This is a genomic window from Methylobacterium sp. C25 (assembly GCF_021352225.1).
Lineage (GTDB): Bacteria > Pseudomonadota > Alphaproteobacteria > Rhizobiales > Beijerinckiaceae > Methylobacterium.
Window position 1 is genome coordinate 24,835 of the sequence record NZ_JAAUVI010000008.1, and the last position, 26,534, is coordinate 51,368.

At 67.0% G+C, this 26,534-nt stretch carries 27 protein-coding genes; 8 read left to right on the forward strand and 19 right to left on the reverse strand.

Features of this window, described 5'->3' with window-relative positions; genetic code table 11:
- The first annotated feature begins 218 nt into the window (after positions 1–218).
- The 7 genes from HCU64_RS17945 (at position 219) to HCU64_RS17975 (ending at position 5,154) form a co-directional block, all read left to right on the forward strand.
- Complete coding sequence (locus tag HCU64_RS17945) at positions 219–1,508, forward strand: outer membrane beta-barrel protein (RefSeq protein WP_233385539.1); 1,290 nt, start codon at positions 219–221, stop codon at positions 1,506–1,508.
- A gap of 345 nt (positions 1,509–1,853) precedes the next feature.
- Positions 1,854–2,153 carry a hypothetical protein gene (locus HCU64_RS17950; RefSeq protein WP_233385540.1) on the forward strand — a complete coding sequence of 100 codons (300 nt, stop codon included), beginning with the start codon at positions 1,854–1,856 and terminating at the stop codon, positions 2,151–2,153.
- Positions 2,153–2,545, forward strand: coding sequence for a hypothetical protein (locus HCU64_RS17955; protein ID WP_233385541.1), 393 nt, complete (start codon positions 2,153–2,155; stop codon positions 2,543–2,545). Before HCU64_RS17950 ends, HCU64_RS17955 begins: the two co-directional genes overlap by 1 nt.
- A 61-nt stretch (positions 2,546–2,606) precedes the next feature.
- Positions 2,607–2,780, forward strand: a complete 174-nt coding sequence (locus tag HCU64_RS17960) for a hypothetical protein (protein WP_233385542.1) — start codon at positions 2,607–2,609, stop codon at positions 2,778–2,780.
- Positions 2,777–4,222 carry an APC family permease gene (locus HCU64_RS17965; RefSeq protein ID WP_233385543.1) on the forward strand — a complete coding sequence of 482 codons (1,446 nt, stop codon included), beginning with the start codon at positions 2,777–2,779 and terminating at the stop codon, positions 4,220–4,222. The genes HCU64_RS17960 and HCU64_RS17965 overlap by 4 nt, the downstream gene beginning before the upstream one ends.
- A gap of 7 nt (positions 4,223–4,229) precedes the next feature.
- Positions 4,230–4,913, forward strand: a complete 684-nt coding sequence (locus HCU64_RS17970) for a hypothetical protein (protein WP_233385544.1) — start codon at positions 4,230–4,232, stop codon at positions 4,911–4,913.
- Positions 4,888–5,154: a hypothetical protein gene (locus HCU64_RS17975; protein ID WP_233385545.1), complete on the forward strand. Its 267-nt coding sequence runs from the start codon at positions 4,888–4,890 to the stop codon at positions 5,152–5,154. Before HCU64_RS17970 ends, HCU64_RS17975 begins: the two co-directional genes overlap by 26 nt.
- A gap of 71 nt (positions 5,155–5,225) precedes the next feature.
- Here HCU64_RS17975 and HCU64_RS17980 read toward each other — a convergent pair whose 3' ends face one another.
- The 7 genes from HCU64_RS17980 to HCU64_RS18010 form a co-directional block, all read right to left on the reverse strand.
- On the reverse strand, positions 5,226–6,254 hold the full coding sequence (locus HCU64_RS17980) for an acyltransferase family protein (protein WP_267922481.1): 1,029 nt from the start codon (positions 6,252–6,254) through the stop codon (positions 5,226–5,228).
- Positions 6,255–6,398: 144 nt separating this feature from the next.
- The gene (locus tag HCU64_RS17985) at positions 6,399–7,634 is read right to left on the reverse strand and encodes a glycosyltransferase (RefSeq protein WP_233385547.1); all 1,236 of its coding nucleotides are present in this window, start codon (positions 7,632–7,634) and stop codon (positions 6,399–6,401) included.
- Positions 7,635–8,049: 415 nt separating this feature from the next.
- Entirely contained in the window at positions 8,050–8,610 is a 561-nt protein-coding gene (gene rsmD / locus HCU64_RS17990; RefSeq protein ID WP_233385548.1) for a 16S rRNA (guanine(966)-N(2))-methyltransferase RsmD, read from the reverse strand.
- Between the two features lie 49 nt (positions 8,611–8,659).
- A complete protein-coding gene (locus tag HCU64_RS17995; protein ID WP_233385550.1) occupies positions 8,660–10,456 on the reverse strand; it encodes a pseudouridine synthase in 1,797 nt (598 codons plus the stop codon).
- Positions 10,457–10,619: 163 nt separating this feature from the next.
- Positions 10,620–10,796, reverse strand: coding sequence for a DUF1328 domain-containing protein (locus HCU64_RS18000; RefSeq protein WP_233385551.1), 177 nt, complete (start codon positions 10,794–10,796; stop codon positions 10,620–10,622).
- A gap of 75 nt (positions 10,797–10,871) precedes the next feature.
- Complete coding sequence (locus HCU64_RS18005) at positions 10,872–11,075, reverse strand: CsbD family protein (protein ID WP_233385552.1); 204 nt, start codon at positions 11,073–11,075, stop codon at positions 10,872–10,874.
- 143 nt (positions 11,076–11,218) lie between these two features.
- Entirely contained in the window at positions 11,219–13,324 is a 2,106-nt protein-coding gene (locus HCU64_RS18010; protein ID WP_233385553.1) for a sensor domain-containing protein, read from the reverse strand.
- Between the two features lie 210 nt (positions 13,325–13,534).
- Between HCU64_RS18010 and HCU64_RS18015 the strand changes: the two genes are divergently transcribed.
- Positions 13,535–14,458, forward strand: coding sequence for an alpha/beta fold hydrolase (locus HCU64_RS18015; RefSeq protein ID WP_233385554.1), 924 nt, complete (start codon positions 13,535–13,537; stop codon positions 14,456–14,458).
- 4 nt (positions 14,459–14,462) lie between these two features.
- Here the strand turns inward: HCU64_RS18015 and HCU64_RS18020 are convergent, their stop codons facing one another.
- The 12 genes from HCU64_RS18020 to HCU64_RS18075 all read right to left on the reverse strand — a co-directional run bounded on the left by HCU64_RS18020 (position 14,463) and on the right by HCU64_RS18075 (position 26,454).
- A complete protein-coding gene (locus HCU64_RS18020; RefSeq protein ID WP_233385555.1) occupies positions 14,463–14,909 on the reverse strand; it encodes a nucleoside deaminase in 447 nt (148 codons plus the stop codon).
- Between the two features lie 7 nt (positions 14,910–14,916).
- Positions 14,917–16,197 carry a phosphoribosylamine--glycine ligase gene (gene purD / locus HCU64_RS18025; RefSeq protein ID WP_233385556.1) on the reverse strand — a complete coding sequence of 427 codons (1,281 nt, stop codon included), beginning with the start codon at positions 16,195–16,197 and terminating at the stop codon, positions 14,917–14,919.
- An 87-nt stretch (positions 16,198–16,284) separates the two neighbouring features.
- Positions 16,285–17,019, reverse strand: coding sequence for a peptide-methionine (S)-S-oxide reductase MsrA (gene msrA / locus HCU64_RS18030; protein WP_233385557.1), 735 nt, complete (start codon positions 17,017–17,019; stop codon positions 16,285–16,287).
- Between the two features lie 33 nt (positions 17,020–17,052).
- On the reverse strand, positions 17,053–17,523 hold the full coding sequence (gene msrB, locus HCU64_RS18035) for a peptide-methionine (R)-S-oxide reductase MsrB (RefSeq protein ID WP_233385558.1): 471 nt from the start codon (positions 17,521–17,523) through the stop codon (positions 17,053–17,055).
- Between the two features lie 191 nt (positions 17,524–17,714).
- On the reverse strand, positions 17,715–18,236 hold the full coding sequence (locus HCU64_RS18040) for an HPP family protein (protein ID WP_233385559.1): 522 nt from the start codon (positions 18,234–18,236) through the stop codon (positions 17,715–17,717).
- A 124-nt stretch (positions 18,237–18,360) separates the two neighbouring features.
- Positions 18,361–19,521, reverse strand: a complete 1,161-nt coding sequence (locus tag HCU64_RS18045; RefSeq protein ID WP_233385560.1) for an NAD-dependent formate dehydrogenase — start codon at positions 19,519–19,521, stop codon at positions 18,361–18,363.
- Positions 19,522–19,775: 254 nt separating this feature from the next.
- Complete coding sequence (locus HCU64_RS18050) at positions 19,776–20,714, reverse strand: LysR family transcriptional regulator (RefSeq protein ID WP_233385561.1); 939 nt, start codon at positions 20,712–20,714, stop codon at positions 19,776–19,778.
- Positions 20,715–20,782: 68 nt separating this feature from the next.
- Positions 20,783–21,997 carry a serine hydrolase domain-containing protein gene (locus tag HCU64_RS18055; RefSeq protein ID WP_233385562.1) on the reverse strand — a complete coding sequence of 405 codons (1,215 nt, stop codon included), beginning with the start codon at positions 21,995–21,997 and terminating at the stop codon, positions 20,783–20,785.
- Positions 21,998–22,165: 168 nt separating this feature from the next.
- The gene (locus HCU64_RS18060; RefSeq protein WP_233385708.1) at positions 22,166–22,885 is read right to left on the reverse strand and encodes an NUDIX hydrolase; all 720 of its coding nucleotides are present in this window, start codon (positions 22,883–22,885) and stop codon (positions 22,166–22,168) included.
- Complete coding sequence (locus tag HCU64_RS18065) at positions 22,869–23,351, reverse strand: DUF983 domain-containing protein (protein WP_233385709.1); 483 nt, start codon at positions 23,349–23,351, stop codon at positions 22,869–22,871. Before HCU64_RS18065 ends, HCU64_RS18060 begins: the two co-directional genes overlap by 17 nt.
- Positions 23,352–23,398: 47 nt before the next feature.
- Positions 23,399–25,744, reverse strand: coding sequence for a ribonuclease R (rnr, locus tag HCU64_RS18070; protein WP_233385563.1), 2,346 nt, complete (start codon positions 25,742–25,744; stop codon positions 23,399–23,401).
- A gap of 131 nt (positions 25,745–25,875) precedes the next feature.
- A complete protein-coding gene (locus tag HCU64_RS18075) occupies positions 25,876–26,454 on the reverse strand; it encodes an NADPH-dependent FMN reductase (RefSeq protein WP_233385564.1) in 579 nt (192 codons plus the stop codon).
- Positions 26,455–26,534 lie beyond the last annotated feature (80 nt).

The following is a 26,534-nucleotide window of genomic DNA, read 5'->3' on the forward strand; positions in this document are numbered from 1 at the left end:
GTCCCCGCCGACCGCAACTGCGATCGTTGCACGATTGATACATCGTTACTCGAAAGTCCTGTTTGAGCCGACGGCGGCGAAATTTTCCGTTTGAGCTTGAATATTTCTCATTAGGATACTGCCGAGGTTGCGGCGGTTCGTGACGACTCAGCCGCGACATGACGTTGGGATGGGCCGCGCCGAGTGGCCGCAAAAAGAAGCAGGGGGCTCGGTTCGACATGGCATTCAAGACGACGCTGCGCGCCACGACGGCCGTGCTCGCCCTTCTGGCCACGGGGTCAGCCTATGCTGCCGACATGTCGTCCGCCGCGCCGGCGCCCGTCCCGGCCGCACCCGAGCATTGCAAGGCGACGATCTCGACGCCGGCTTACGGCCCGACCATCAAGGCGAACCCCAACCCGAGCTGCTTCGCATCACCCATCGGCGACATCTATGTCGGCGGCGCGGTCACGGGTGTGGCCTACAACTTTTCGCCTCCCTTCAACCCGGGCTCGGCAACGTTCCCGCTTCCCTTCAACACAGGTCGTGACGAGCAGAATCGGGTAGATTTCACCAACCTGATGGCCACCATCCAGAAGCCCGATGGTCCGTTCCAATTCTACGTTCAGGCCGGTCTGTATTCCTTCCCGCTGCTCGGCTTCCCGCTCTACTCTTCATTCGACCAGAACTCGTTGTTCTTCGGGCCGGTGCCGATCGCTTACGGCAAGTACCAGATCAACGACGAGTGGTCGGTCCAAGCCGGTCGGATGTTCGGCAATATCGGTTCCGAGGGATTGTTTACCTACCAGCGCATGAACATCTCGGGTGGCCTGCTGTTCAACCAGGAAATCTTCCTGAACCAGGGCGTGCAGGTCAACTATTCGAGCGGTCCGTGGAACGCTTCGGTTGCGGTGACCGACGGCTTCTTCTCCGGTGAGCTGAACTGGGTCACGGGTCTAGTCACCTACAAGATCGACGACAACAACACGATCGGCATCAACGGCGGCACCCACTTCAACAAGTTCAACAGCCTCATGCGGGGCTCGAAATTCCAGTACGCGACCCCGAACACGCTGCAGAACAGCAGCATCGTCAGCGTGAACTACACCTACGCGAACGGTCCTTGGACGATCACGCCCTACGCCCAGTACACCAGCGTCGAGCGTGATCTGAGCATCGGCAATCCTGGCGCCGAGACCTACGGTGGCGCGGTGCTCGCGGCGTACAGCTTCACCGATTGGTTCTCGCTCGCCGGCCGCGTCGAATACATCGGCCAGAACGGCAGCCGGATCAGCCCATTTGGCGTCAATAACCTGCTCTACGGCGCAGGCAGCTCGGCGGTCTCCTACACGGTCACGCCGACCTTCAACTTTGACCGCTTCTTCGTCCGCGGCGAGTACTCGCACGTCGATCTCTACGACATCCAGCGCAGCGACCTGGCGAACGGTCTGCTGGGTACAGGCTTCGGCCGCACCGGCGACCGAAAGAGCCAGGACCGCTTTATGGTCGAGGCCGGCTTTACGTTCTGAGCCGGACGACGCTCCGAGCAATCACGGCCCCGGCGCGAACGCAGCTCGCCCAAGCCCTAGCGCATCGAACACCTCTGCAAATCCCCCGTGGCCAGCCACGGGGGATTTTTGTTTGACTAGGCAAATCCTGACATCAGACCAATATTCGAGATCCGCCATGGGCGGTCCTGACGGATCAGCGTCCTGAACGCAGTTGGACCCCGACGAACTCCCGCAAAATTTTGCACGAAGACGCACGGCACGAGCGTTTGCGTGTTGACACACCCGCGCTGAAGGCAGAATATTTCCTCCAAAGAACACAGCATTCCTTCAAGGAATAGCTGACAGGGAAGGAAGGACGCCACGATGCATCGGGATCCCCGCATCGACGCGATGTTCAATCGCGACCGAACAGCCGCCGGCTTCGCAGTCTTCGTCGTCTGGCTCGTCTACGGCTTTACTTTCTGGATGATGCGAGACTCGTTCTCGCAGAACGGCATCCTGCCGATCATGGCGGGTCTAGGCCTCGTCGTCGTCTTCCTGAATTCCGCTGCCATCGTAGCGATGATCAAACACTACAGCGAAGACAGGGATTCGATCTACGGCACCGACGTCTACTATCTCGATCGCGCACGGGAAGCACGGCGCGCAAAGGGAGCTGTCTGATGAAGAAGCCCTACGAACCGCCCCAGCAACCCATCGGCGGCCAGATCTTCGACGCCATTCTGATGTTGGTTCTCGTCTTCATCACACTTTACCTTCCGCTTTGGCTCAAGCTGGCCGGCAGCGGCACGTCGACGAAGGACTACACGAATCCAACTTGGCAGGACCTCGGCCAGAACGCCACGATGGTCGAGCAATGGACCAAGCTGGGGTTCACCCCCGAGAAGGCCGCCCCGATTATCGGCACCAGGTTCGACTACGACTTCAACATCACCGCCCTGATCATAACCTTCGCAATTATCGTCGGATATTTTGTGTTCATGTTCGTCTACTCGAACAAGGAATACAAAGAGGTCATCGCCGAGAAGTTCTCTCGCTCGGACTCAGCGCGATAGCGCCACCGCTGCCCGCTTCGCCGGCTGGCGTCTTCCTCAGTCTCTTACGAGGAGTTCTTCCGTGGTCTTATTCATGAATTGGGGCGCCTGGGCGATCGCCTGCGCTCTCGCGGTCTGGATGTTGTTCGATCTCGTGAAGACAGATCGAAGCTTCGACGAAGAATACCTGCTGTCGTCCGCCGAAGGCGACATCGTGGACAGCGACGTTGGCGAATCGGCTGCGAGGACGGAATGAACGAGATGAAAGCTCCGGTCGTCGAGCTGTCCGAGCCAACGACGCTTCACCCATCCGTCCGCGATACGACGGGTTCGAAGAAGATCGCGCTTCTGCGCGTCCTCGGCCCTGGCCACGTTTGGGCACTCGGGGTCGGCATCGTCCTCGTCGGCGAGTTCATGGGATGGAACTTCGCCGTGGGGAAGGGCGGACCGGTCGCGGCCCTCACGGCCTGCTGGCTCGCCGGCATCCTCTATACCTGCGTCGCGATGATCGATTCCGAGATCACCTCGACCGTCGCCGCCGCCGGCGGACAATACGCGCAGGCCAAGCACATCATCGGGCCGCTCGCCGCCTTCAATGTCGGCCTCTACCTCGTGATGGCCTACACGATGCTCGAAGTCTCGAACGCCATCGTCACCGGCGATCTGATCGAGGCTTTCGCCACGAATGCAGGCCTCGAAGGCGCCATCGACAAGCGCGCGTTCATGGTGCTGACCGTGGTGGCGCTGGCCTTCCTGAACTATCGCGGCGTGCTCGCGACCCTGACGCTCAACCTCGTCATCACCGCAGCGGCCTTTGCTGCCATCGTGGTGCTGTTCGTGGCTGCGCAGCCATGGTCGCCCGGAGTGGTCCTGAAGCACGGCGATCTGCTCGGCGGCTTGCCTTACGGCTCGCTCGGCATTCTCGCGGCGATGCATTTCGGCCTGTGGTTCTATCTTGGTATCGAGGGAACGACGCAGGCCGCAGAGGAAGTGCGCTCGCCGGCCCGCGCCCTCCCGCTCGGCACGATGGCCGGGATGATGACACTACTCATCGCGGCGACCATCACCTGGTACGTCTGCACCGGCTTGATGCCCTGGGAGTATCTCGGCCAAGCCGTCACGCCGCTCTACGATGCGGCCCGCCTGACCGGAAACCGCTGGCTCGAGACGGCCCTCTTCCTCGGAACGCTGTTCGCCACCATCGCCTCGGCCAATGGCTGCATCAACGACGCCTCGCGCGCCTGGTTCGCCATGGGCCGCGACCGGTACATGCCGGTCTGGTTCGGCGCAGTGCATCCGACCTATCGGACGCCCTACCGCGCGATTGTCTTTTTCGCGCCGATCGCCATCGTCTTCGCGATCTCGACGCCGCTCGACCAGACCATCACCCTGTCGATCCTGTCAGGTCTGCTCGGCTATACTCTGATGGCTCTGTCGATCATCCTGTTCCGTCGCAAATGGCCACTCGGCTCGATCCCGCGGGGCTACGTCCACCCGCTGCATCCGCTGCCGGCGCTGATCCTGCTGACGCTGTGCACGACGACCTACGTGGCCGTATTCCTCGGCTACGGCACGCAGCTCATGGCGATGATGGCCTTCTATATCTTCGCCTCGGTCTGGTTCGTGCTCCACCGGTACAAGTATGTTCGGCGCGGCGACCAGTTCACGATGCCCTGGCCGAAGCCTCAAGGGTACTAGGAGTGACGTGTTCTACCTCGCGGCATGCGTGATCCTGGCGACGGCAGCTTTGCTCTGCCGTCGTCATTCTGCGCGCGTCGCGAGCGAACGCCGGACTATGCTCGACTCCTTCCTCCCGTTCTTTGATACGCCACCTGATCGCGGGATCGACCGCGCCGGTTTCGCCACCCTGACGGGACGTTACCGGGCCTGCCCGATCCACCTTTCTCTGCTGGCCGACTCGCTTGCCTTTCGTCGGCTGCCGCAGCTCTGGTGCCGGATCGAAGTCAGGGTACCTCTCGGAGGAACTGAGACCCTCAGCATCGTCCGCCGGTCGACCAACGTGGAGTTCTACTCCCCCGCTTCTGATCTGCCGGCCCGCCACGAGGTGCCGGCGACATGGCCGCAAGACACCCTGATACGCGGCAGCGAACTGTCACGCTCTTTGTTGGACCAGCTGGCCATCCAGGCCGGCACGCTATTCGCCGATCCTCGGCTCAAGGAAATTCTCGTCACACCCCGAGGCTTGCGGATCTCGATCCAGGCCTGCGAGGGCGACCGTGGCGCCTACCTGCTCATGCGAGGAAACCGCTTCGCCTACGAGCAGATCGCTCCGCGGAGCCTCCTCGAAACGCTCGATGCCGCAGTCGATCTATCGGCGGCTCTCCAGCACCAGGAACCATGCGATGCGCGTCTTTCGGTCGACCCCTGATCCGCTCCTCGTCCTCGCAACGGCGATCTTCCTGCCCGGCATGGGACATGTCCTGACGGGGCGAGCCAACCGCGGCTTGGGCTTCGCGCTATTCACGGTCCTCGGCGCCTGGCTGACCACTCACTTCGCCGCGCCGGATGCCAGCATGATCGGCCGGCATGCCGCGGGGCTCTTCGTGTGGGCGCTTTCGGTTCCGGACGCCTATCGCGGCGCGAAGCTGCGCGCGGCTCAAGCGGTCTGACGCATCAAACCCATTCGACGATCCAGTACCCGGCTCTCGACGTCCATTCTCGCCGGTTGGGTACCGCCGGGTCAGACGAGGCTGGCCGGAAGCGCCTCGACCGGAGTCTCCTGCCGCTCCTTGCGCGCGATGGCATGGGCCGCAGAATTCCGGCGCTTCGAGCCGACCAAGGTGACGAGGAAGCGCGCGACCGGCCGCTCGAACAGCCGGTAGCAGAGCCACGAGGCCAGAATCGCCAGGAATGTGATGACGAGGTTGGCCACGAGCGATGTCCCGATGACCCGATGGCCGAGGGTGACCGCGAACCCATGCAGCAGGTAGAGCGAGTAGGAGGCATCGCCTCCGGCCTCGACCGGCTTCATGACCGGCCAGGCTCCAGCCCGCTCGATGGCCAGGGCCCCGCAGACCACCAGCGCAGCTGGCAGCCCCCAAGTGAGCAGGCGGAAGGACGAGTCGAATGCCGAGAACCATCCGACGAGGGCGAAGCCGGCCAGTCCGAGCGCCATCATGGCAGAGCCCTTGCCGAGACCGGCCGGCCTGGCGAACGTCGCGAAGGCGAATCCCGCGAGAAATTCGAGCAGGATCGGATCGGTCCAGATCTGCAGCGGCGCGGCATGAGGGCGGAAGGCCAAGCCGCAGGCCACCAGGACGAACAGAGCCACGGCGGTGAACGCGATCGGCGCGCGCAGCACGAGGCCGAAAGCGAAGACGAAATAGAACAGCATCTCGTAGTTCAGAGTCCATCCCTGGACCAGCAACGGCCAGATCGTGGTCTCTCCGCTGAAGAACGGGATGAACAGCAGCGATTTCAGAAGCCGCACGCCATCGAAGGTGAAGTGCGAGAACAGGCCGCCCAGCGCGAGCACACACATGGCGAGCGTCGCCGCCCAATACAGCGGCACGATCCGCGCCAGCCGCTTCACGATGAAGGTTTTCGGGCTCTCGGAGACCCCGACCGTCCCCATGATGAAACCGGAGATGACGAAGAACACGTCGACCCCGGCTGCGCCGATCGTGAAATGGCCATCGCTGAGGTGAAAGATCACGACAGCAATGGCCGCCAGAAACCGCAGACTCTGGATTGATCGATAGTGCGCCATGGTTCCGAGGATAGCTCGACACGGCGGAGCAGGGAGCGCCAAATCGGGATTCTTCGGCCCCTAGGCAGATCGATCTGCAAGTAACCTTAACAACCCGAAGGCAGGATGCCGGAGCAGCTCTGCCGACGGCCGAGGCGCCGGCCATCAGACGGGAGCCAGAAACAGCCTCGCAGCGGCAATTGCCCCGTCGACGCGGATCGTGCCGGCCACGGCAGCCGCCCGGGCCTGCGTTTCGGGTGACAGGACCTTTGCGAGCGCGACCGAAAGACCATCGAAGCTCGGTATGGACGCTCCGTCGCTCTCGCCGATGCCAAGCTGTGCGACCCGGCTGCCCCAATACGGCTGGTCCGCCACCTGGGGCACGATCACCTGAGGAGCGCCGGCCCGAGCGGCCGTCGTCGTCGTCCCTGCACCGCCATGGTGCACGACGGCCGCGACCCGACGGAAAAGCGCCTGCTGATTGACCTCGCCGACCACGAAACCGTCGTCCCGATCGTCGATCAGGTCCAGCTCGGCCCAACCACGGGCGAGAACCACGCGCCGGCCCTGCGCACGGCACGCCTCGACGGCCAAGCGAGAGGCCGCCTTCAATGCCTGCATGGGCATGCTGCCGAAACCGACATAGACCGGGGCCGCCCCGGCCTCCAGGAACGCAACGAGTTCAGCGGGGAGGGGCCGCTCATCCGGTAGGATCCAAGCGCCGGTCTGCACGACGTCGCAAAGATCCGTCGGCTGCCACGGGCCGAGGATCGGGTCCGCCGCCAGCCACGGGCGACGGGTGATGACCGGGTCACGAACATTCTCGAGCGGCTCAAGGCCGATCCGCCTGCGGAGCGCATTGATGCCCTCTCCGAACAGAGCAGTCCGGGTCTGGATGTCGTGCTGCCACAGCACTCGGTTGTCGCTCGCACCGGGCGGATGGGGATGGGTCGGATACTCGTGAGGTGGGTGGTGCTCGGACGGCAGGAACCGCGGGCAACAGGTGACGCAGGCGAAGCGGAGACCGCGCTGCGCGGCCACGGCCTGCGCGGCGGCGACGGACGGGAACAGCCCTGTCGCCAGGATCGCGTCGCAGCCCTCGGCCGCCGCGGCCATGACGTCGAACTGCGTGACCACGATCTCCTTGGCGGTCTCGATGATCTCCTCGGCGCGCCGGGCCGGATCGGTCGCCGGCTGCTTCTTCAACTTCGTGACCCATTCACGCAGCGGCGCAAAACCTGGCATCGGCGCCCCGCCGGCCCGCGCCAGCACGTCCCTGAATTCGTCATCCGGTGGCGCGCAGACGCGAACCTCGGCGCCGAGTTTCCGCAGCGCGGCCGCAAGCCCCGCGATCGGCTCGACATCCCCGCGGGACCCATAGGTCGACAACAACACCCGCATTCGGCGACTCCCCCGTCATCTGTGGGGAGCCTTCATGCGACAGGTCTGGGGGCTCGCCGCAAGCCCCCGGTGCGCCATATGTACTGACTAGGCAGGACGCGGTCGACGGCTCAGTCAGGGGCACGACGGCACTGGACGTCCTAAGCCGACCCATCCCCCCTCATTGCGAGCATAGCGAAGCACTCCAGAGCAAACACCCGCCAGCGTTGGAGAATTGGCCCCGGATTGTTTTGACTTCGCCTTGCAATGACGGCGAGCAGCCTTGCTACGCCGGACCAGCCAGCCCTACCTCGCCGAGGTTGTCGCTGAAGGTCGGCGAGTAGCCCATGCCGTCGTATTTCGACGAGCTAACCGCGTTCACCGCGCCATCACGGTTGAGTGAGTGCCAGTAGTCGAGCGAGGCGACGAGGCGAACTCAGGCACCCTCGAAACGCAGGAAGGTCACGGCCGTCTCGCCGTAGTCTCGCCGCTCCAACTGCGAGAGGCCGGGAAGTGGCCCGAGCTGGACCGAGGCAGATTCCTCGACCAGCACCAGGGCTTCCGGCTCCAGCCAGCCGCCTTCCACGGCGGCAGCCAGCGCCTTCGGGGCGAGGCCGCGGCCGTAGGGAGGGTCGCAGAAGATCAGCGAGAAGCGGCCGATCGCCTGGGCGAGACCGAGTTTGGTGGCGTCCCGGCGATAGAGCCGGGTGACGCCCTCGAGACCGAGCGCTTCGATATTCTCGCGGATCAGGCCGCGCGCCTCCGCGCCCTCGTCGACGAGAAGCGCGTAGGCCGCGCCACGCGACAAGGCCTCGAAGCTGAAGGCACCCGTTCCAGCGAAGAGATCCAAAACGCGAGCATCTTCAACCGGATCGCCGTAGGCGTGAAGAAGGACGTTGAACAACGCCTCGCGCAGCCGGTCCGAGGTCGGCCGGATGGCATCACTGCGCGGTCCGCGCAGGGTCCGCCCGCTGAGGGTTCCGCCTACGATCCTCACCGGGCGCCTCGGGCGTGCTCACGGTGCCCCTCGGCGGGGCGGCACCGGCTCATTTTCCAGCGCGCGGCGGCCGACCGCCGCCACCGCCACGAGAGCCGCCGGGCTTACCACCGAACCCGCCCGGCCGACCGCCGGGCTTGCCGCCCTTGAAGCCGCCACCGGGACGGCCACCAGCCTTGAAGCCACCGCCGCCCGGGCGATCACCGCCTCCGGCCTTGAAGCCGCGGCCGCCTGCGGGCTTGTCTGCGCGGGCACCACCGCCGGGGGGGCGCTCGGCTCGGCCGGCACCGGGTCGACCCGTGCCGTCCCGCGGCCCAGACCTGTGTGCACGCTGATCATGTTCACGATAGGCACGCGGGTCATCGCCACGACCTGCGGCATCGTCTTGTCGGCTGCGACCCGTGGAGCGTGGCCGCAAACCGTCGCGGAATCCGCCCGGACGCTCGCCGGACTGCGGCCGATCCCGCGGCGGACCGCGGCGCTCGCCGCGATCCTCGAAGCGGTCGCCGCGCGGCGCCGAGTCGCCATCCCGACGGGGCGGGCGCGCGTCGGAACGGGGGCCGCGGCGGTCGTCGGAGCCCTGGGGGCGCTCTTCCGCCGTGCGGAAGCGGACGCGGCGATGCGGCTCGGGGGCGGGTTGCTCCGGGCTCGGCTGCAGGCGCTCGACCAGGACGCGGCGGTCGCCCGACTTGATGGCGCCGACGCGCTCGCGGCCGCGCTCGGCCGCCGCCTCGCGGGAGATCCGCGGATCGCTGCCCCGGCGCGGGATCTTGGTGCCGTGGGGACGCTCGGCGCCGTCGTCGGCGCGCCAGATCGACTGGCGTGGGCCGGCGCTCATGCCGCCGGTGGGGACGCGGGCCGGTGCGGCCGGGCGGGAGGGACTGCGGCTCGGGCGGCCGTCACCGCCGCGCGGGGCAGGCCGCGAGGAGGCGGAGGCCGGCTTGCGGGGCTTGGCGGACGGATCGCGCTGGGAGTCCGCAGCGGGCTTCTTCGGCTTACCGAAGGGCGCGATCGGCTCCCGGGTCGGGCTCTCGAAATCGACGCCGGCCTGCTCGGCGAGCGTCTTGCCGAGCTGCTCCTTCAGGACCTTGGTGCGAATCTCCTCGACCAGTCCGACCTCGAGGTCGCCGAGCTGGAAGGGGCCGAAGGAGAGCCGGATCAGCCGGTTCACCGAAAGGCCGAGATGCTCGAGGATGCGCTTGACCTCGCGGTTCTTGCCCTCGCGCAGGCCCAGCGTCAGCCAGACGTTGTCGCTCTGCGCCCGGTCGAGGCTCGCCTCCACGGGCCCGTATTCCATGCCGTCGATGGTGACGCCCTTGCGGAGCTTGTCGAGCTCCGGCTGGGTGATCTCGCCGAAGGCGCGCACGCGGTACTTGCGCAGCCAGCCGGTATCGGGATGGGCGATGACCTTGGCGAGGCCGCCATCGTTGGTGAGGAGCAGCAGCCCTTCGGTGTTGATGTCGAGCCGGCCGACGGCGACGACGCGCGGCAGATCCTCCGGCAGCCCGTCGAACACCGTCTGGCGCCCTTCCGGGTCACGTGCGGTGGTGACGACGCCCCGCGGCTTGTGCAGGACCCAGAGCCGCGTGCGCTCGCGGGCCGGCAGCGGCTCGCCGTCGACGGTGATCCGATCCTTGTCGGTCACGTTGATCGCGGGCGAGGTCAGGACCTTGCCGTTCAGGTTGACCCGGCCGGCCTCGATCATCGCCTCGGCGTCGCGGCGCGACGCGAGGCCGGCGCGGGCGATCGCCTTGGCGATCCGCTCGCCCTCGAAGGTTTCGGGAATGGCATCCTCGCCGCGCGGAGCTTCGGCCCCACGGGTCTCGTCGTCTGAAGTGTCGCTCATGGCGGCTGCCATAACAGAGCGCGCGCCGCGTTACGAGACGCCAACGGCCCGGTCGGCGACACCACGGCGATGAGCCTGCTGCATGGGGCGCGTCACCAGGGCGACCCGAACGCGAAAAAGGCGGCCGAAGCCGCCTTTTCCGTCGTCTCGCAATGTCGCTCCGTCAGAGCCGCGGGGCGCGTCCCCGCACGGCTCCCATGACGGCGGAGATCAGGAACAGCGCGATCGCCACGAAGCAGATGATCTTGGCCGCTTCCATCGCAGTACCGGCGACACCGCCGAAACCGAGAACCGCCGCGATCAGTGCGATGACGAGAAATGTGACTGCCCAACCGAGCATTGTCGTCTCCTGCAAGCTTCCGGGGATTAAATTGCCAAGCTGCGTAAAACGTTCCGCAGCATCGTCGATTTTCCCTTAGACGCTGCGCTTAACCGCGTCTGCACCGCTTTTGACGGCATCCTTGGCGTGACCGGCAGCCTTCTGGGCATCACCCTTCAGCTCCTGCGCCTTGCCTTCGGCCTGAAGCTTCTTGTTGTCAGTAGCCTCGCCGATCTTCTGCTTGATATTACCTGCAGCCTCGTTTCCGAGACCTTTGATCTTGTCAGTTGTGCTGCTCATTGCAAACTCTCTCATTCATCGACAGCCAAGCCGTCTTCGTGAGAGCAACGGCGCCCGGCGCCGCAATGTTCCGTGCTTTAACATATTTGCTGCGATAGCCGGCTCGGAAGGCGGCCGGGAACCAGCACAAACGCATCGTCAGGTCACGCCGCCGATTTCGCCCTCGCCATGAACAGCATCTCGTTGATCTCGCTCAGCGGGCGCGGCGGGCTGAACAGATAGCCCTGGATCTCCTGGGCACCCTCGGCACGGACGGTCGCGAGCTGATCTTCCGTCTCGACGCCCTCGACCAGGGTCGTGATGCCGAGGCTCGTGCCGAGGCCGACGATGGCGCGGATGATCGCACCGGCATCCGAGCGGCCGACGGAGTCGCGCACGAAGGAACGGTCGATCTTGATCTTGTCGAAGGGAAAGCGGCGCAGATAGCTGATCGACGAATAGCCGGTGCCGAAATCGTCCATCGAGATGCGCACACCGAGGCGGCGCAGGGTGTGAAGCGTCTCGAGATTGGCTTCCGTGTCGTCGAGCAGCACGCTCTCGGTGATCTCGAGCTCGAGCCGCGTGGCCTTGAGGCCGCTCACGGCCAGAGCCATCAGGACCGTCTGCGCGAAGGTGCGATTGCGGAGCTGGATCGCCGAGACGTTGACGGCGACGCTGATGTCGTCGGGCAGGGTGGCGGCGTCGCGGCAGGCCTGGTTGAGCACCCAATCGCCAAGCGGCACGATGAGTCCCGTCTCCTCAGCGAGCGGGATGAAGACGGCGGGGCTGATCAGGCCGCGCTCGGGATGGCGCCAGCGTACCAGAGCCTCGACGCCCTTGATCCGATTGCGGTCGAGATCGACGAGCGGCTGATAATGCACCTCGAAGCGGCCGAAGGTGAGCGCCTCGCGCAGTTCCCGCTCCAGCAGGGTGCGCTCGCGGGCGGTCTCGTCCATCTGCGGCTCGAACAGACAATGAGCGCCGCGGCCAGCGGCCTTGGCCTCGTACAGCGCCATGTCGGCATTCTTGAGCAGCCGCTCGATGTCGTGGCCCTCGCCATCGGCGAAGGCGATGCCGATGCTCATGCCGATCTCGATGGTGAGTCCGTTCAGCTCGTAGGGCTCGCTGACCACCGCGATCAGACGCTCGGCCAGGCCGACCGCGCCGGCCCGATCGTCGACACGGTGCAGCACCGCGAACTCGTCGCCGCCGAGCCGGGCGACCACGTCGCGGCTGCGGACATGGCTGCGCAGACGATCGGCGACGGCGCGAAGAAGGCAGTCGCCCAGGGCGTGGCCGTAGCTGTCGTTGACGGGTTTGAACCGGTCGAGATCGAGGCAGAGCACTGCGAGCGTCCGGCCGTCGCCGGTCTGGCCCATCATCTCGATGCCGATCTCGCGCACGGAGGAGCGGTTCGGCAGGTCGGTGAGGGCGTCGTGGCGCGCCATGTGGATGATGCGGGCCTCGTTGCGGCGCCGCTCCGTCACGTCCTCGAACGTCGCGACCCAGCCGCCACCGGCCATCGTGCGATGCGTCGCAGAGACGACGCGGCCGTCGGCCAGCTCGCGCAGGACGGACCTGGCATTCTCGCCGGTGAGCGAGGTGCGGGTGCCCTCGCTGACCGAATCCACGGTGGCGCCGGACTTGTAGCGCTTCAGCGAGACGAGAAGCTCGATGATCTCGCGCTGGGTCATGCCGATGCTGATGGCACCGTCGTCGAGGCCGAAGATCTCGAGGTAGCGGCGGTTCCAGACCACGAGGCGGGCCTGCGCATCGAACATGCACAGGCCCTGCGTCATGTTCTCCAAAGCCGCGTCGAAGCGTCGGTTCTGCTCGATGAGTTGCGCGTTCGCGCTCTGGATCTGGGTGTGCGCGGCGGCGAGCGCGCGGCGGGTGCGGTGTTGATCGCTGACATCGCTCCCCACGCCGCGATAACCGAGGAAGCTGCCGTCGGGCGCAAAGAGCGGGCGACCGCTGATCTCATACCAGCGCGGCGTCCCGTCGGGGTGCCGAAACGCATAGACTCGATTGCGAAACGGCCGCCTCGCGGTCATCGCATCCGAAACCGCTCGCAAGCTGTAGACTTGATCGTCCAAGCCCTCGTCGTCGACGGCGAAGGCGTCACGGGTCCGGCCGATCATGGCGGAAGCAGGCAGACCCAGGAAGCGCTCGGCCTCGGCCGAAATATGCGTGAAGCGTCCGTCCTGGTCGGTCTCCCAGAGCCAGTCGGATGAGATCTGCGCGACTTCGTCGAGAGCGTGCAAAGGCATGGAACATCCGCGAATGACAACGCAATCTGCGATAGAACAGTTAAGAAAAAATCTTGCACAAGTAGTGAGCAGATTGCACTTCAAATCATCGATCCGCCTTCATCCGAGCCAACAGACGATCATCTCCGAAGCAAAGGCGGTCACTCGAACGAAGCTCGACAGGTCAAAGTCGGAACGACATTTTGCAGGAATGCCGGAGGCGATCACAACATGACCGAAGATGTCGCGACAAATCTGTTTCCCAATTTCGAAGCGTTGTGGATCGACACGCCGTCCGGCCGCTGGTTCGCCCGGGCAGGCGGCCCCGTGGATGCGCCACCGCTGCTTCTGCTGCACGGCTTCCCGCAGACGCACGCCATGTGGAACCCGATCGCCGGAAAGCTCGCCGAGCATCGCCGGGTGATCTGCCTCGATCTGCGGGGATATGGCTGGACGGACGCGCCGAGGGGCGAGCCGGACCACTCGACTTACGCCAAGCGCACCATCGGCAAGGACATCATCGCGCTGATGGAGCAGATTGGCCACGTCCATTTCGCCATCGCAGGCCATGACCGCGGCGCCCGCGTCGCCTACCGCCTCGCCCTCGACCATCCCCAACGCGTCGAGCGGCTCGCCCTGCTCGACATCGTGCCGACCGCCATCCAGTGGCAGCGGATCGAGGCGAAGCCCGGCAGCAACCCGCACTGGTCTTTCCTCGCCAAGCCCGCGCCGGAGCCGGAGCGCACGATCGGCCAGGATCCGGACGGCTATTTCGAAGGCCTGCTGACGCAGTGGAATGCGGCGCATGACCTCTCGGTCTTCGCTCCGGCCGCGCTGGAGCTCTACCGGCAGAGCTGGAACGTGCCCGAGCGCATCCACGCCATGTGCGAGGATTACCGCGCAGGCGGCCCCGACGGTCCGGACCGGGCGGCCGACAAAGCCGACCTCGCGGCCAACAAGACGCTGGCCATGCCGGTGCTCGTCTTCGCGAGCCAGCATTATCTCGACAAGAACAAGCCGGAGCCCGCGCTCACCGTCTGGCAGCAGACCTTCGCGCCGAAGGCCACCGGCCTGTCGCTCGATTGCGGGCACTTCGTCGTCGAGGAGAAGCCGGCGGAGGTGCTGGCGGCGCTGCGGGAGTTTCTGCTCCGCTGACGGCTCAATCCCGTCGAGCCTGGAAAAAATCCTTGAGCAGCGCCGCCGCCTCCGCCTCGCGAAGCCCCCCATAGACATCCGGAGCGTGGTGGCAGGTCGGCTGATTGAAGACGCGCGGCCCGCGTTCGACGCCACCGCCCTTCGGGTCGGAGGCGCCGTAATAGAGCCGGCGGATGCGGGCGAAGGAGATCGCGCCCGCGCACATCGGGCAGGGTTCGAGGGTCACGTAGAGGTCGCAGCCCGTCAGCCGTTCGTCGCCGAGGGCGGCGCAGGCCGCGCGGATCGCCAGGATCTCGGCATGGGCCGTGGGATCATGCAGCGCGCGCGGCCGGTTGCCGGCGACCGCCAGCACGACGCCATCGCGGACCACGGCCGCGCCGACCGGCACCTCGCCGAGCGCAGCGGCCTCGCGGGCGGCGTCGAAGGCGAGGTCGAGCGGGTCCGCGCTCACCGTCGCCTCAGATGCCGTGGCCTTCGACCTCGCGGGTCACCGCGCGACGGCCGATATCGCTGCGGCAGAACCCCTCGGGCCAATCGATCCGGGCGATGGCGGCATAGGCGCGGGCCTGGGCCTCGAGCACGCTGCTGCCGGTGGCGGTGACGGCGAGCACGCGCCCGCCATCGGCGACGAGCCGGTCGCCCTCACGGCGGGTGCCAGCATGGAAGACGATGACGTCGTCCGCCCCGGCCTCGGCAACGCCGCGGATCTGCGAGCCGCGCACGACGGTCCCGGGATAGCCGGCAGCCGCCATCACCACGGTGAGCGCAGCGAGACCGTCGTCGAACCCGATCGAAACGGCGGAGAGATCGCCGTCACAGGCTGCGATCAGCGCGGGCACGAGGTCGCCGGTGAGGCGCGGCATCAGCACCTGCGCCTCCGGATCGCCGAAGCGGGTATTGTACTCGATGAGCCGCGGGCCATCCGCCGTCAGCATCAGCCCGGCATAGAGGATGCCGGTGAAGGGCGTGCCGCGCTCGGCCATGCCGCGCAGCGTCGGGGCGATGATGCGCTCCATCACCTCCGCCTCGAGCGCCGGCGTGACGATCGTCGCGGGCGAATAGGCGCCCATGCCGCCGGTATTCGGCCCACGGTCGCCGTCGAAGGCGCGCTTGTGGTCCTGGGCGGTCCCGATCGGAACGGCGCGGGTGCCGTCGCACAGCGCGAAGAAGCTCGCCTCCTCGCCGAACATGCATTCTTCGATGACGAGGGCGGCACCCGGCGCGTCGAGGACGTTGCGCACGGCAGCCTCCGCCTCGCGCAGGCTCTCGGCGACGACGACGCCCTTGCCGGCCGCCAGGCCATCCGCCTTCACGACGATCGGTGCGCCATGCTCGCGCAGATAGGCCAGCGCCGGCTCGACCTCGGTGAAGCGGGCAAAGCCGGCGGTCGGGATGCCGTATTCGGCGCAGAGCTCCTTGGTGAAGCCCTTGGATCCCTCGAGCTGCGCGGCGGCGCGGGTCGGCCCGAAGGCGCGGATGCCGGCGGCCTGGAGATCGTCGACGAGCCCGGCGACGAGGGGCACTTCCGGCCCGACCACGACGAGGCCGATCGTCTCGCTGCGGCAGAACTCCACGACCGCCGCATGGTCGGTGACCTTGAGGTCGGGCAGGTTGGTGCCGTGCGCGGCGGTGCCGGGATTGCCGGGCGCCGTGAACAGGCGGTCGCAGAGCGGGGATTTCGAGATCGCCCAGGCGAGCGCGTGCTCGCGCCCGCCGGAGCCGATGAGCAGGATGTTCATGCCCCTCCCATCGTCGAAAACGGCGGGCGGGGCAAAGCCTGATTGCGCCGGGACGGGCCTCCGTCCACGGCAGAGCCGGGTCTCGGGTCAGGCCTTCGGCTTGTTGACGAGGGCCGGCTCGGCACTGTTGCGCTCCGGAAAGAGCTGCTGGAACGCGCGCAGCTTCGGGGCATCGTTGACGACGATGTATCCGGCATCCGGGTTCAGGGCCATGTAGTCCTGGTGGTAGTCCTCGGCCGCGTAGAAGGTCGCGCCGGGCTCGATCTTGGTGGCGATCGGCCGCGAGAACGCCTTGGCCGCATCGAGTTGGGCGATGTAGGCCTTGGCGACCTTGGCCTGGTCGGCATCGGCCGGGAAGATCGCGGAGCGGTACTGCGTGCCGCTATCCGGCCCCTGGCGGTTCACCTCAGTCGGGTCGAGCGCCACGGAGAAGAAGATCTGCAGGAGCTGGTCGTAGCGGACCTGCGACGGATCGTAGGTGATCTTCACCGACTCGGCATGGCCGGAGCGGCCGCGCCCGACCGTATTATAGTTGGCGGTCTCGCGGCTGCCGCCGGCATATCCGGAGACGGCCTGCTTCACGCCCTTCACGTGCTGGAAGACGCCCTGGATACCCCAGAAGCAGCCGCCGGCCAGCGTCGCGGTCTGCAGCTTTCCGGGGGCCTCGCTGGACTTCATCGCGGCATCGGGCAGGCGCTGGCCGGCCTCTTCCGCATAGGCCATGCCATGCGGCAGCGAGACCGTGGCGAGCAGGCCGCCCGTCGCGCCGATGGCGAGGGTCCAGCCGAGGGCGGCGGATCGCAGGAACTTGGAGACGATCATCGGGATCTCCTGGGAAATGAGGGACGAGACGGCTCAGGCCGCCTGGAAGGTCATCGCCACGCCGTTCATGCAGTAGCGCAGGCCGGTCGGGCGCGGGCCGTCGTCGAAGACGTGGCCGAGATGGCCGCCGCAGCGGCTGCAATGCACCTCGGTGCGGGTCATGCCGTAGGCGCGGTCGCTGCTCTCGCCGACGGCGCCGGCCAGCGGCTGGTAGAAGCTCGGCCAGCCCGTGCCGCTGTCGAACTTGGTCTGCGAGGCAAACAGCTTCTGGTCGCAGCCGGCGCAGGAGAAGGTGCCGGCGCGCTTCTCGTGGTCGAGCGGGCTGGTGCCTGCGCGCTCGGTGCCCTGCTTGCGCAGAACGTTATAGGCGGCCGGATCGAGCTGCTTGCGCCATTCCTCGTCGCTCTTCTCGACGGCGAAGGCGAGGGCGGGTTTCGAGGCGCTCAGCCCGGCGAACAGGCTGGCGAGCGAGGCTCCGGCGAAAAGAGTCTGGCGGCGGTTCATGGGCGCTGCTCCCGAATGGAGGACGTATCGTCTCCCCATTCGTACGGACGGCGCGCAGGTTACGTTTCGGCATCGGCCTGCGACGCGCCGCCTCGGGGATCTCTTGCAGCATAGAAGGTGGCAATCTTGGCAAGAAGCGCGGGCCCGAGGGGCACCAGGTCGCAGCCCCGGCCGTCAGTGCGAGGGCGATCCTATTCGCCCTGAGCGGCGGGATAGGCGGCCCTGGTCACCAGCCGATGATGGATCATCCCGGCCGCGACGATCACCACGGCACCGAGCAGGACCGGCATCAGCAGGAATGGCCAGGATGCACCGGCCAGGATCACGACGATCGGGTCGGCACCGGCCGGCGGATGCGTGGTGCGACTCAGGAGCATCGCGGCAATCGCGATGCCGACCCCGATCCCGAAGGCCAGGGGCGTTGGCCCGAGCAGGGTGAGGCTCGCAAGGCCGATGGCCGACGAGATCAGATGGCCGCCGATGACGTTGCGCGGCTGGGCGAGCGGGCTCTGAGGCAGGCCGAAGACCAGGACGCAACTCGCCCCGAAGGGTGCGATGAGCAACGACACGTCGAACCGGATCGTCGCCTCGGAGAGCAGGTAGATGACGAGAAAACCGCCGAGTCCCGCGAGCACGGCGGGCAGCGCGCCGAGTACGATCTTCCTGAATTCGAAGGGACCGGCTTCGGCCTCGCGGGCTGTCCGCGCGGACATCTGGCTGTTCATGGGCTGTCGATCTCATCTCCAGTCGCGAACGACTGATTTCGGACAGCGGAACGGGCAGCGGCGCTCGGCCGCCGCCCGTCGGATGCATGGGGAGATCGAGGCGCCGGTCGCCTTACTTCTTCACGCTGTAGGAGTGAGCGCCCACGCCGGCGAGCTTGCCGCCCTCGACGATGAGGTACTCGTTCCGGATCGGCCGCTTCTCGAAGTAGCACTCCAGGATCTCGCGGGTGCCGGCCGCGTAGCGGGCCTGGGCCGAGAGCGACGTGCCTGAGATGTGCGGGGTCATGCCGTGATGCGGCATCTTCCGCCACGGATGGTCCTCCGGGGCCGGCTGCGGGAACCAGACGTCGCCGGCATAGCCCGCGAGCTGGCCGCTCTCGAGAGCGCGGACGATGGCGTCGCGGTCGGCAAGCTTTCCGCGGGCTGTGTTCACGAGGTAGGCGCCCCGCTTGAACAGCTTGAGCGTCTCGTCATTGATCATGTGCTCCGTCTCGGGGTGGAGCGGGCAGTTCAGCGTGACGACGTCACAGACGCCGTACATCTCCTCGCGGCTCGCATGCCAGGTCAGGCCGAGCTCTCGCTCGACAGATTCCGGCAGCCGGTGACGGTCGGTGTAGTGCAGGTGCATGTCGAAGGGCTTGAGGCGCTTGAGCACCGCGAGGCCGATGCGGCCGGCGGCCACCGTGCCGACATGCATGCCCTCGATGTCGTAGGAACGCGCGACGCAATCGGCGATGTTCCAGCCACCCTTCATCACCCACTGGTAGGAGGGGATGTAGTTGCGCACGAGGCCGAGGATCATCATCACCACGTGCTCGGCGACACTGATCGAGTTGCAGAAGGTCACCTCGGCAACGGTGATGTCGTGCTTGATCGCCGCATCGAGATCGGTGTGGTCGGAGCCAATGCCGGCGGTGACGATGATCTTGAGATTCTTGGCTTTCTCGATCCGCTCGGCGGTCATGTAGGCCGGCCAGAACGGCTGCGAGATCACGATCTCGGCGTCGTGCAGGTGCTGGTCGAGTACGGAATCGGAGCCTTCCTTGGACGAGGTCACGACCAGCTCGTGGCCGAGGCTTTCCAGGTACTTGCGCAGGCCGAGTTCGCCGGAGACGCTGCCGAGCAGGGTGCCGGGCTGGAAGTCGATCGCCTTCGGGGTCGGCAGCGTCTGGCCGTCGGAATAGCGCTCGATCTTCGGCAGATCGTCGCGAGCATAGGTCTTCGGGTACCCGTCAACCGGGTTGTCGTAGAGGACGAGGACGATCTTGGCCATGTGGAATCCCTTTGTGCGACAACAAAGGGGACGTCGCCCAGCCGAACGAACGGAATGAATCCGATTGGAAATATTCCAATGATACTGAGCGTTTCCCCACTCGAGACCCCACTACTGATCGTCTTGACTGCGATCCGACGGTCCGAGCGGATGTAGACTGAGAAATCCTTTGACGGTCATCAAACGAAAAACTTGCATCGTCTGATCGACCGCATCGATCAGACGGCTCCCACCAGCCCGTCCGTCGGGGTCAGTCAGAGGCAGGACGATCCGAACAGTTCGGCGGCCGAACCCGTGTGACCATCCGCTCCGAAATCGGCGCGCAGCACCACGCGCAGCAGCGCGGAGGCCATCGGCGGCAGCGGCTCCCGGTCCGAGAGGACGAGCCCGACCGCCTGCCGGTGCGCCGGCTCGACCAGATCGCGCATGGCGAGGTCATCAGTTCCGCCAAACAATTGCCTGAAGCCGTGGGGCACGATCGCCGCGAAGCCTCCGGCGCGCAGATGGGCGCAGATCCCGAGGAAGGAGTTGCTGACCACCGCCGGGCGCAGCTTGAGCGCCAGGCTCTCCGCGAGATTGTCGAGGATGCGCCGGTTCTGCATGTCGGGGCTGAGCAGGCAGAGCGTCTGGGTGACCGCCTCGGCCCAGGTCACGGTCTCGCGGGCGGCGAGCGGATGGTCGGCGCGCATCGCCAGGATGTAGCGCTCGTGATAGAGCGGCACGCGGCGGACGCGCTCCAGCGGCTCGTTCTCCAGATAGGTCAGGCCGGCTTCGAGCTCGAAATCGTCGAGCCCCTTCTGGATGTCGCGCGAGGACAGCGAGCGGATCTCGATCAGCGCCTCCGGATGCGCCTTGCGGAACAGCGTCGACAGTGCGCCCACGGCGCCCATCGCGGCCGGGACGACGCCGAGTCGCAGCGTGCCGCTGAGGCCCGCACGCAGGCCGGAAAGATCGTCGCGCAGGCCGTCATAATCGGCGAGGATCTGCCGGGCCCAGGCGAGCAGATGCTCACCCTCGACGGTCAGCCCGACGAAACGCTGGTTGCGCACTACCAGGGGGACCTGGAGGTCCTCCTCCAGCTTGCGGAGCGCCGCCGAGAGCGTCGATTGCGTGACGTTGCAGGCATCGGCGGCCCGCGCAAAGTGCTGCTCCCGCGCCAGCGTCACGAAGAAGGAGAGGTGCCGCACGAGCATGGGATCGCCGAGAGAAGCCGCGGACGAGCCCGCTATTCCTTCTCAGATATAGCGCCGAAGCAGGGCTTTCAGTCCACCAGCGCGGAATAGGTCAGCACCCGCAATTCACGCCGGACGGGCAGGGCGGAGGAGGGGATGAGCTGCGCGAACAGCACCACGGCGAGATCCTCGGCCGGGTCGATCCAGAACGAGGTGCTGGCGAGCCCGCCCCAGGCCACCTCGCCCGGTGTGCCGATGATCTGCGCGCGGGCCGGATCGAGCATCACGGAAAAACCGAGTCCGAAGCCGATGCCCGTGTAGGAGGATTCCGAGAAGCGCGGCTGGCCCATCGCCGCCATGTCGCCGTTCAGGTGGTTGGTGGTCATCAGCTCGACCGTCTTTCGGCCGAGCAGCCGCACGCCGTCGAGTTCGCCCTTGTTCAGGATGAAGCGGCAGAAGCGCAGATAGTCGGCCGCCGTGCCGACGAGGCCGCCGCCCCCCGAGGCCACCGGCGGGGGCTTGAGGAAGCGGCTGCCCTCGGCATCGTCGTAGATCTTGAGCCTGCCCGTTCGGTCGAAGACGTAGTTGGCCGCGAAGCGCTCGCGCTTGTCGTCGGGCACGAAGAAGTCGGTGTCGTTCATGCCGAGCGGCTTCAGCACGCGCTCACGCAGATAATCCGAAAACTCCATGCCGGAGAGCACGGCGACCAGGTGGCCGAGCACGTCCGTGGAGACGGAGTAGTTCCACTCGGCACCCGGCTCGGCAAGCAAGGGCTGGCGCGCCACGCGCTCGACGAGGTCGGCCAGCGAATGGTCCGAGGTCTGGAAGTCGATGCCGGCGACCCGGTAGAGCGCGTCGACCAAAGTGGCCTCCATGAAGCCATAGGTCAGGCCGGAGGTGTGGGTGAGCAGGTCGCGGATCGTGATCTGGCGCTGGGCCGGCACGGTGTCGAGCTTCACCCGGTTTCCACCGACCGCGACGCGCATCTCGGCGAATTCCGGCAGGTATCGGCTCAGCGGGTCGTCGAGCTGAAACCGGCCCTCCTCGTAAAGCATCATCACCGCCACAGAGGTCAGCGGCTTGGTCATCGAGTAGATGCGGGCGATGGTGTCGGGGCCGAACGGGCGGTCGCGGGCGATGTCGGCCTTGCCGTGCGCGCGGAAGAAGGCCGTCTGGCCGCGGCGCAGCAGGCTCACCGAGAGGCCAGCGAGCTTCCCCTCATCGACGTAGCATCGCATCCAGGCGTCGACACGCTCCAGGCGCTGCGGGCACAGGCCGAGATCGCGGAGATCGGCGTCGGTCATGCGTTCTCGGTCCTCAACGGCATTATCCCCAACGCGCCGTCATTCCGTGGCTCGCAGAATGCGAGAACCCGGAATCCAGAGCCGCCGACGGAGCCAGGATAAGCGCCTGCGCTTCTGGATTCCGGGTTTCGCTCCGCAGCCCCGGAATGATGGAGAGCGGTGAGGCGGTCACAATAGCTCGCGTACATGCTTCCCGTGGCGGTCGAAGTAGAACGGGATCGGCCGGAATGGCTTGAAGTCGAGCCGGGCAGCTTCTTCGAGATCGTCGAGCACGGCGCGGGTGATGCGCGGCAGGTCGAGCCCTCGCGCATCGTCGATAGCGACCCACGCGATCTCGGTCAGCTCCGCATCGGGACCGACGATACCGGCGCGCTCGGCTGCCACCGCCTTACGGTCGGCGACGAAGAAGCGGGTGTCGTAGCGGCGCGGGCGCTTCGGGGGCGTGATGGCGCGGGCGAGCAGGTGCAGGGCCTCGAGATCCGGCATCACGCCTTCCTCGGCGAACACGCCCCAGGGGCCGTCCGGCGTCGATTCCGGTGGCCCGTATTCGCGGGTACCGACAACGAGGCCCGTCTCCTCGTAGGTCTCGCGGATCGCGGCGAGCGCCAGGCTGCGGCCAAGCATCGCCGACCGGCCGGCGACACGCGCGGCGAGCGCATCCTCGCTGCGCTGGGGCAGGGCGCCGGCCACCGTCATGCGCCGGTCGACCGCCTCGACCCGGCCGCCGGGGAACACGTACTTGCCGGCGAGAAAGACCAAGCCGCCATGCCGCTTGCCCATCAGCACGCGGGGCTTCTTTCTCGAACGGTCGACGAGGATGAGCGTCGCGGCATCGCGCGGCCTGAGTGCCGGCGCCGCGCGGCTCGGCCGCTCAGACGCGTCCGGCATCGGCGGAGGGGGCAGGGTGGCCTGATCCAACGCGGGTCTCCTCGGCTCCGGGCCTCGGGGGTGGCGACGTGCCGAAGCCGTGCATCCGCGTCGCGTATTGCAGCCCGATCACGGCGCCCTTGACGGGTTGCAGGAGCGCCGCCGCCAGCCCGAGCGTCAGCCCGGGCCACAGCGTCACCGAGACCCAAAGCGGCACGTCGTAGCCCATCTCGAAGGTGAGGATCAGGTAGCCGACGATGTGCCCGACCAGGAAGATCACGATGTAGGGCGGGAAGTCGTCGGCCCGATGCCCGTCGAGCTGCATCCCGCAGGCCTCGCAATGTGGCCGCACCTTGAGGAAGCGGCCGAACATCTTGCCCTCGCCGCAATGCGGACAGCGGCAGACGAAGCCGAGCAGCATGGCCGGGATCAGCCGCGTGCGTGCGACGACGGGGGCTCCGGCCGGCTCCGCGGGGTTCGGATCGATAGCGTGGGTCGTCTCGATCGGCATGGCGCCGTCCTACACCACACGTCTCAGCCGCGCGAGCCGCGGTGGCGCCGGTCGGTGTTGCGGCCGGCAGTAGCCGGCTTCCCGCGCTTGGAGGTCGATTTCGGCGGCCCATAGCTCGTCGTCTTCGACTTGGCCTTGTGGAATTTCGGCCGACCGCCGGGTCCCTTCCGGCCGGAGCCGGAGCGGCCCTCGGATAGGATCTCGAAGCGGAGCGCCCCTGCCACGGCCGCGGCCTCGACGAGTTTCACCTCGACATTGTCGCCGAGGCGGAAGGTCTCGCCGGTGCGGTCGCCGACGAGCGCATGCCGGGTCTCGTCGTGACGATAGAAATCCGCCCCGATGGTGGCGGCCGGCACGAAGCCGTCGGCTCCGGTGTCGTCGAGCTTCACGAACAGGCCTGCGCGGGTCACGCCGGAGATTCGTCCCGTGAACGTCGCGCCGACGCGATCGGCCAGGTGGTGCGCGATCAGCCGGTCGATGGTCTCGCGCTCGGCCGCCATGGCGCGGCGCTCGGCGCCGGAGATCTGCTCGCCGATGGCCTCGAGCATGCCGACGGTCGTGTCGGAGGGCAGGCCGTCCGAGCCGAGCTTCCCGGCCGAAATCAGGGCGCGGTGCACGATCAGGTCGGCATAGCGCCGGATCGGCGAGGTGAAATGCGCGTAGCGGCGCAGGTTCAGCCCGAAATGCCCGAGATTCTGGCTCGAATAGACGGCTTGCGCCTGCGAGCGCAGGATCACCTCGTTGATGAAGATCGAATGCTCGGTCTCGGCCACCGAGAGCAGGATGCGGTTGAACAGGGCGGGCTTGAGCACGCCGTCCTTCGGCAGCTTGATGCCGATCGAGGCGAGCACCTCGCCGAGCGCCCGCATCTTTTCGAGCGCTGGCTCGTCATGCACGCGGTAGATCAGCGGGGACTTCGCCGCCTCCAGCGTTTCTGCGGCGGCGACGTTGGCCTGGATCATGAACTCTTCGATCAGCCGGTGCGCCTCCAGCCGCTCCGGCACGATGACCCGGTCGACCGCGCCGTCGGGCTTCAGCAGCACCTTCCTCTCGGGCAGGTCGAGGGCGAGAGGGCCCCTGGCGTCGCGGGCGGCCTTCATCGCCTCGTAGGCCGCGTAAAGTGGGCGCAGGACGGGCTCCAGCAAGGGCGCGGTCTTGTCGTCCGGCCGCCCCTCGATGGCGGCCTGGGCCTGCGCGTAGGCGAGCTTGGCGCGTGAGCGCATCATCACGCGATGGAAGCTGTGCCGTCGCTTCACGCCGCCGGCATCGATCACCATGCGCACGGCTAGTGCCGGGCGATCCTCGTCCTCGCGGAGCGAGCAGAGATCGTTCGAGATCCGCTCGGGCAGCATCGGCACGACCCGGTCCGGGAAGTAGACCGAGTTGCCGCGTAAGAGCGCCTCGCGGTCCAGCGCCGAGCCCGGCCGGACATAGGCGGCCACATCCGCGATGGCGACGGTGACGATGAAGCCACCCTCGTTCTTCGGATCCGGATCGGGCTCCGCCATCACGGCGTCGTCGTGGTCCTTGGCGTCCGGCGGGTCGATGGTCAGCAGCGGCTGATCGCGCCAATCCTCGCGGCCCTTGAGACCGACCTCCTTCACCGCATCGGCCTCTGCCTGCGTCTCCTTGGCGAAGACGTGCGGGATGTTGTGGAGATGCAGCGCGATCAGGCTCACCGCCTTCTCGGAGCCGAGCGAGCCGAGACGGTCACGCACGCGGCCCCGCGGCAGGCCGAAGCGGGTCTCGCGCTCGACGGAGACGCTGACAAGATCGCCGTCGCGTGCCTCGCCCTCCTCGCCGGGCGGGATCTCGATCTCGCGGCCCTGGGAGCGCTTCTCCACCGGGATCAGGCGGCCACCCTCGCGTCCGGCACGGTAGACGCCGATCACCTCGGCCTTGTTCTTGCCGATCACCTTGATGACACGGCCGGTGTAGCGCGTCGCCGATCCGGCCTCCGGCTCGACCCGGATCAGCGCCCGGTCGCCGAGACCCGGGGCAGGGCGGTTCGACTTGCGGCCGGCCCGCGGCATCTGGAGGGTGATGCGCGGCGTCTCGCCCTCGCCGTCCCACTGCGCCGGCCGGGCGACGAGTTCACCGTCGCGATCCCGCGAAAAGATGTCGGCCAACACGACGGGCGGCAGCCGGCCGGCCTTCGCGAAGCCGCCACGGCCGCGCTCGATCGCGCCGTCTTCCTCGATCTCCTTGAGAAGGGCCTTCAGGCCGATGCGATCGGCGCCCTTGATGTCGAAGGCCTTGGCGATCTCGCGCTTGCCGATCTTCTCGGTCGAGTCCGCGATGAAGGCGAGGATGGTTTCGCGCGAGGGCAGGGCGCCGGCAGCCGGTGCGGGTTTGGTGCGTCTGGTCAAGAAGGAAGGCTCGCTGCGCCGGGCTCACGGCGCCGGCGCTCGATCGGACGGGGCCGGACGAACCGGCGGTTGTCCCGAACATGGCCCCGGCAAGCCCCCGGGGCAACGCCCGTCTCCGAGGGGGCAGGGGATCAATAGGGCGTGCCGTCGGCGCGCTTGGCCTTCAGCGCCTCGGCGTACCAGGTGAGTTCGTCCAGGAACTTGCCCGCGGCCTTGCCGAGCCACTCCTCGGACGGCTGACCGTCCTCGCTCAAGGCCTTGTGGATGCGTGGGATCGGCAGAAGCGAGGGGATGCTCGGCGTGCCGAGTTCCGCCAGCATGGCCCGCAACTGCATCGCGGCGCGCACGCCGCCGAACTGGCCGGCCGAGTAGCAGACGATTCCCGAAGGCCGCCAGAAATACTCCTCGAGGAAGTGATCGAGCGTGTTCGACAGGGCCGGCGGGATCGAGTGATTGTACTCGCCCGACACCACCACGAAGGCGTCGGCGCGGCGAAGCAACGTCGCGAGGTCTTCGAGAACCTTCGGCGCCTGCCCCTTGGGATGTTCCTTGTACATCTTGTCGAGCAGCGGGAGGTTGAGCTCCGCGGGATCGACGAGCGGCGCGTCGTGACCGCGCGCCGTGAGCTGGCTGATCAGGAATCGGGCGGCACGAATGCCTTGGCGGTCCGAACGGACGGAACCGAGGATGACGGGGACGACGAGGGACATGCTGCCTCCGGAGCGATCGGCAGGCTCGATATAGGGCGCCGCCTTCGGGAATGACGGGCCAGGAGCCCCCGTACATCCCG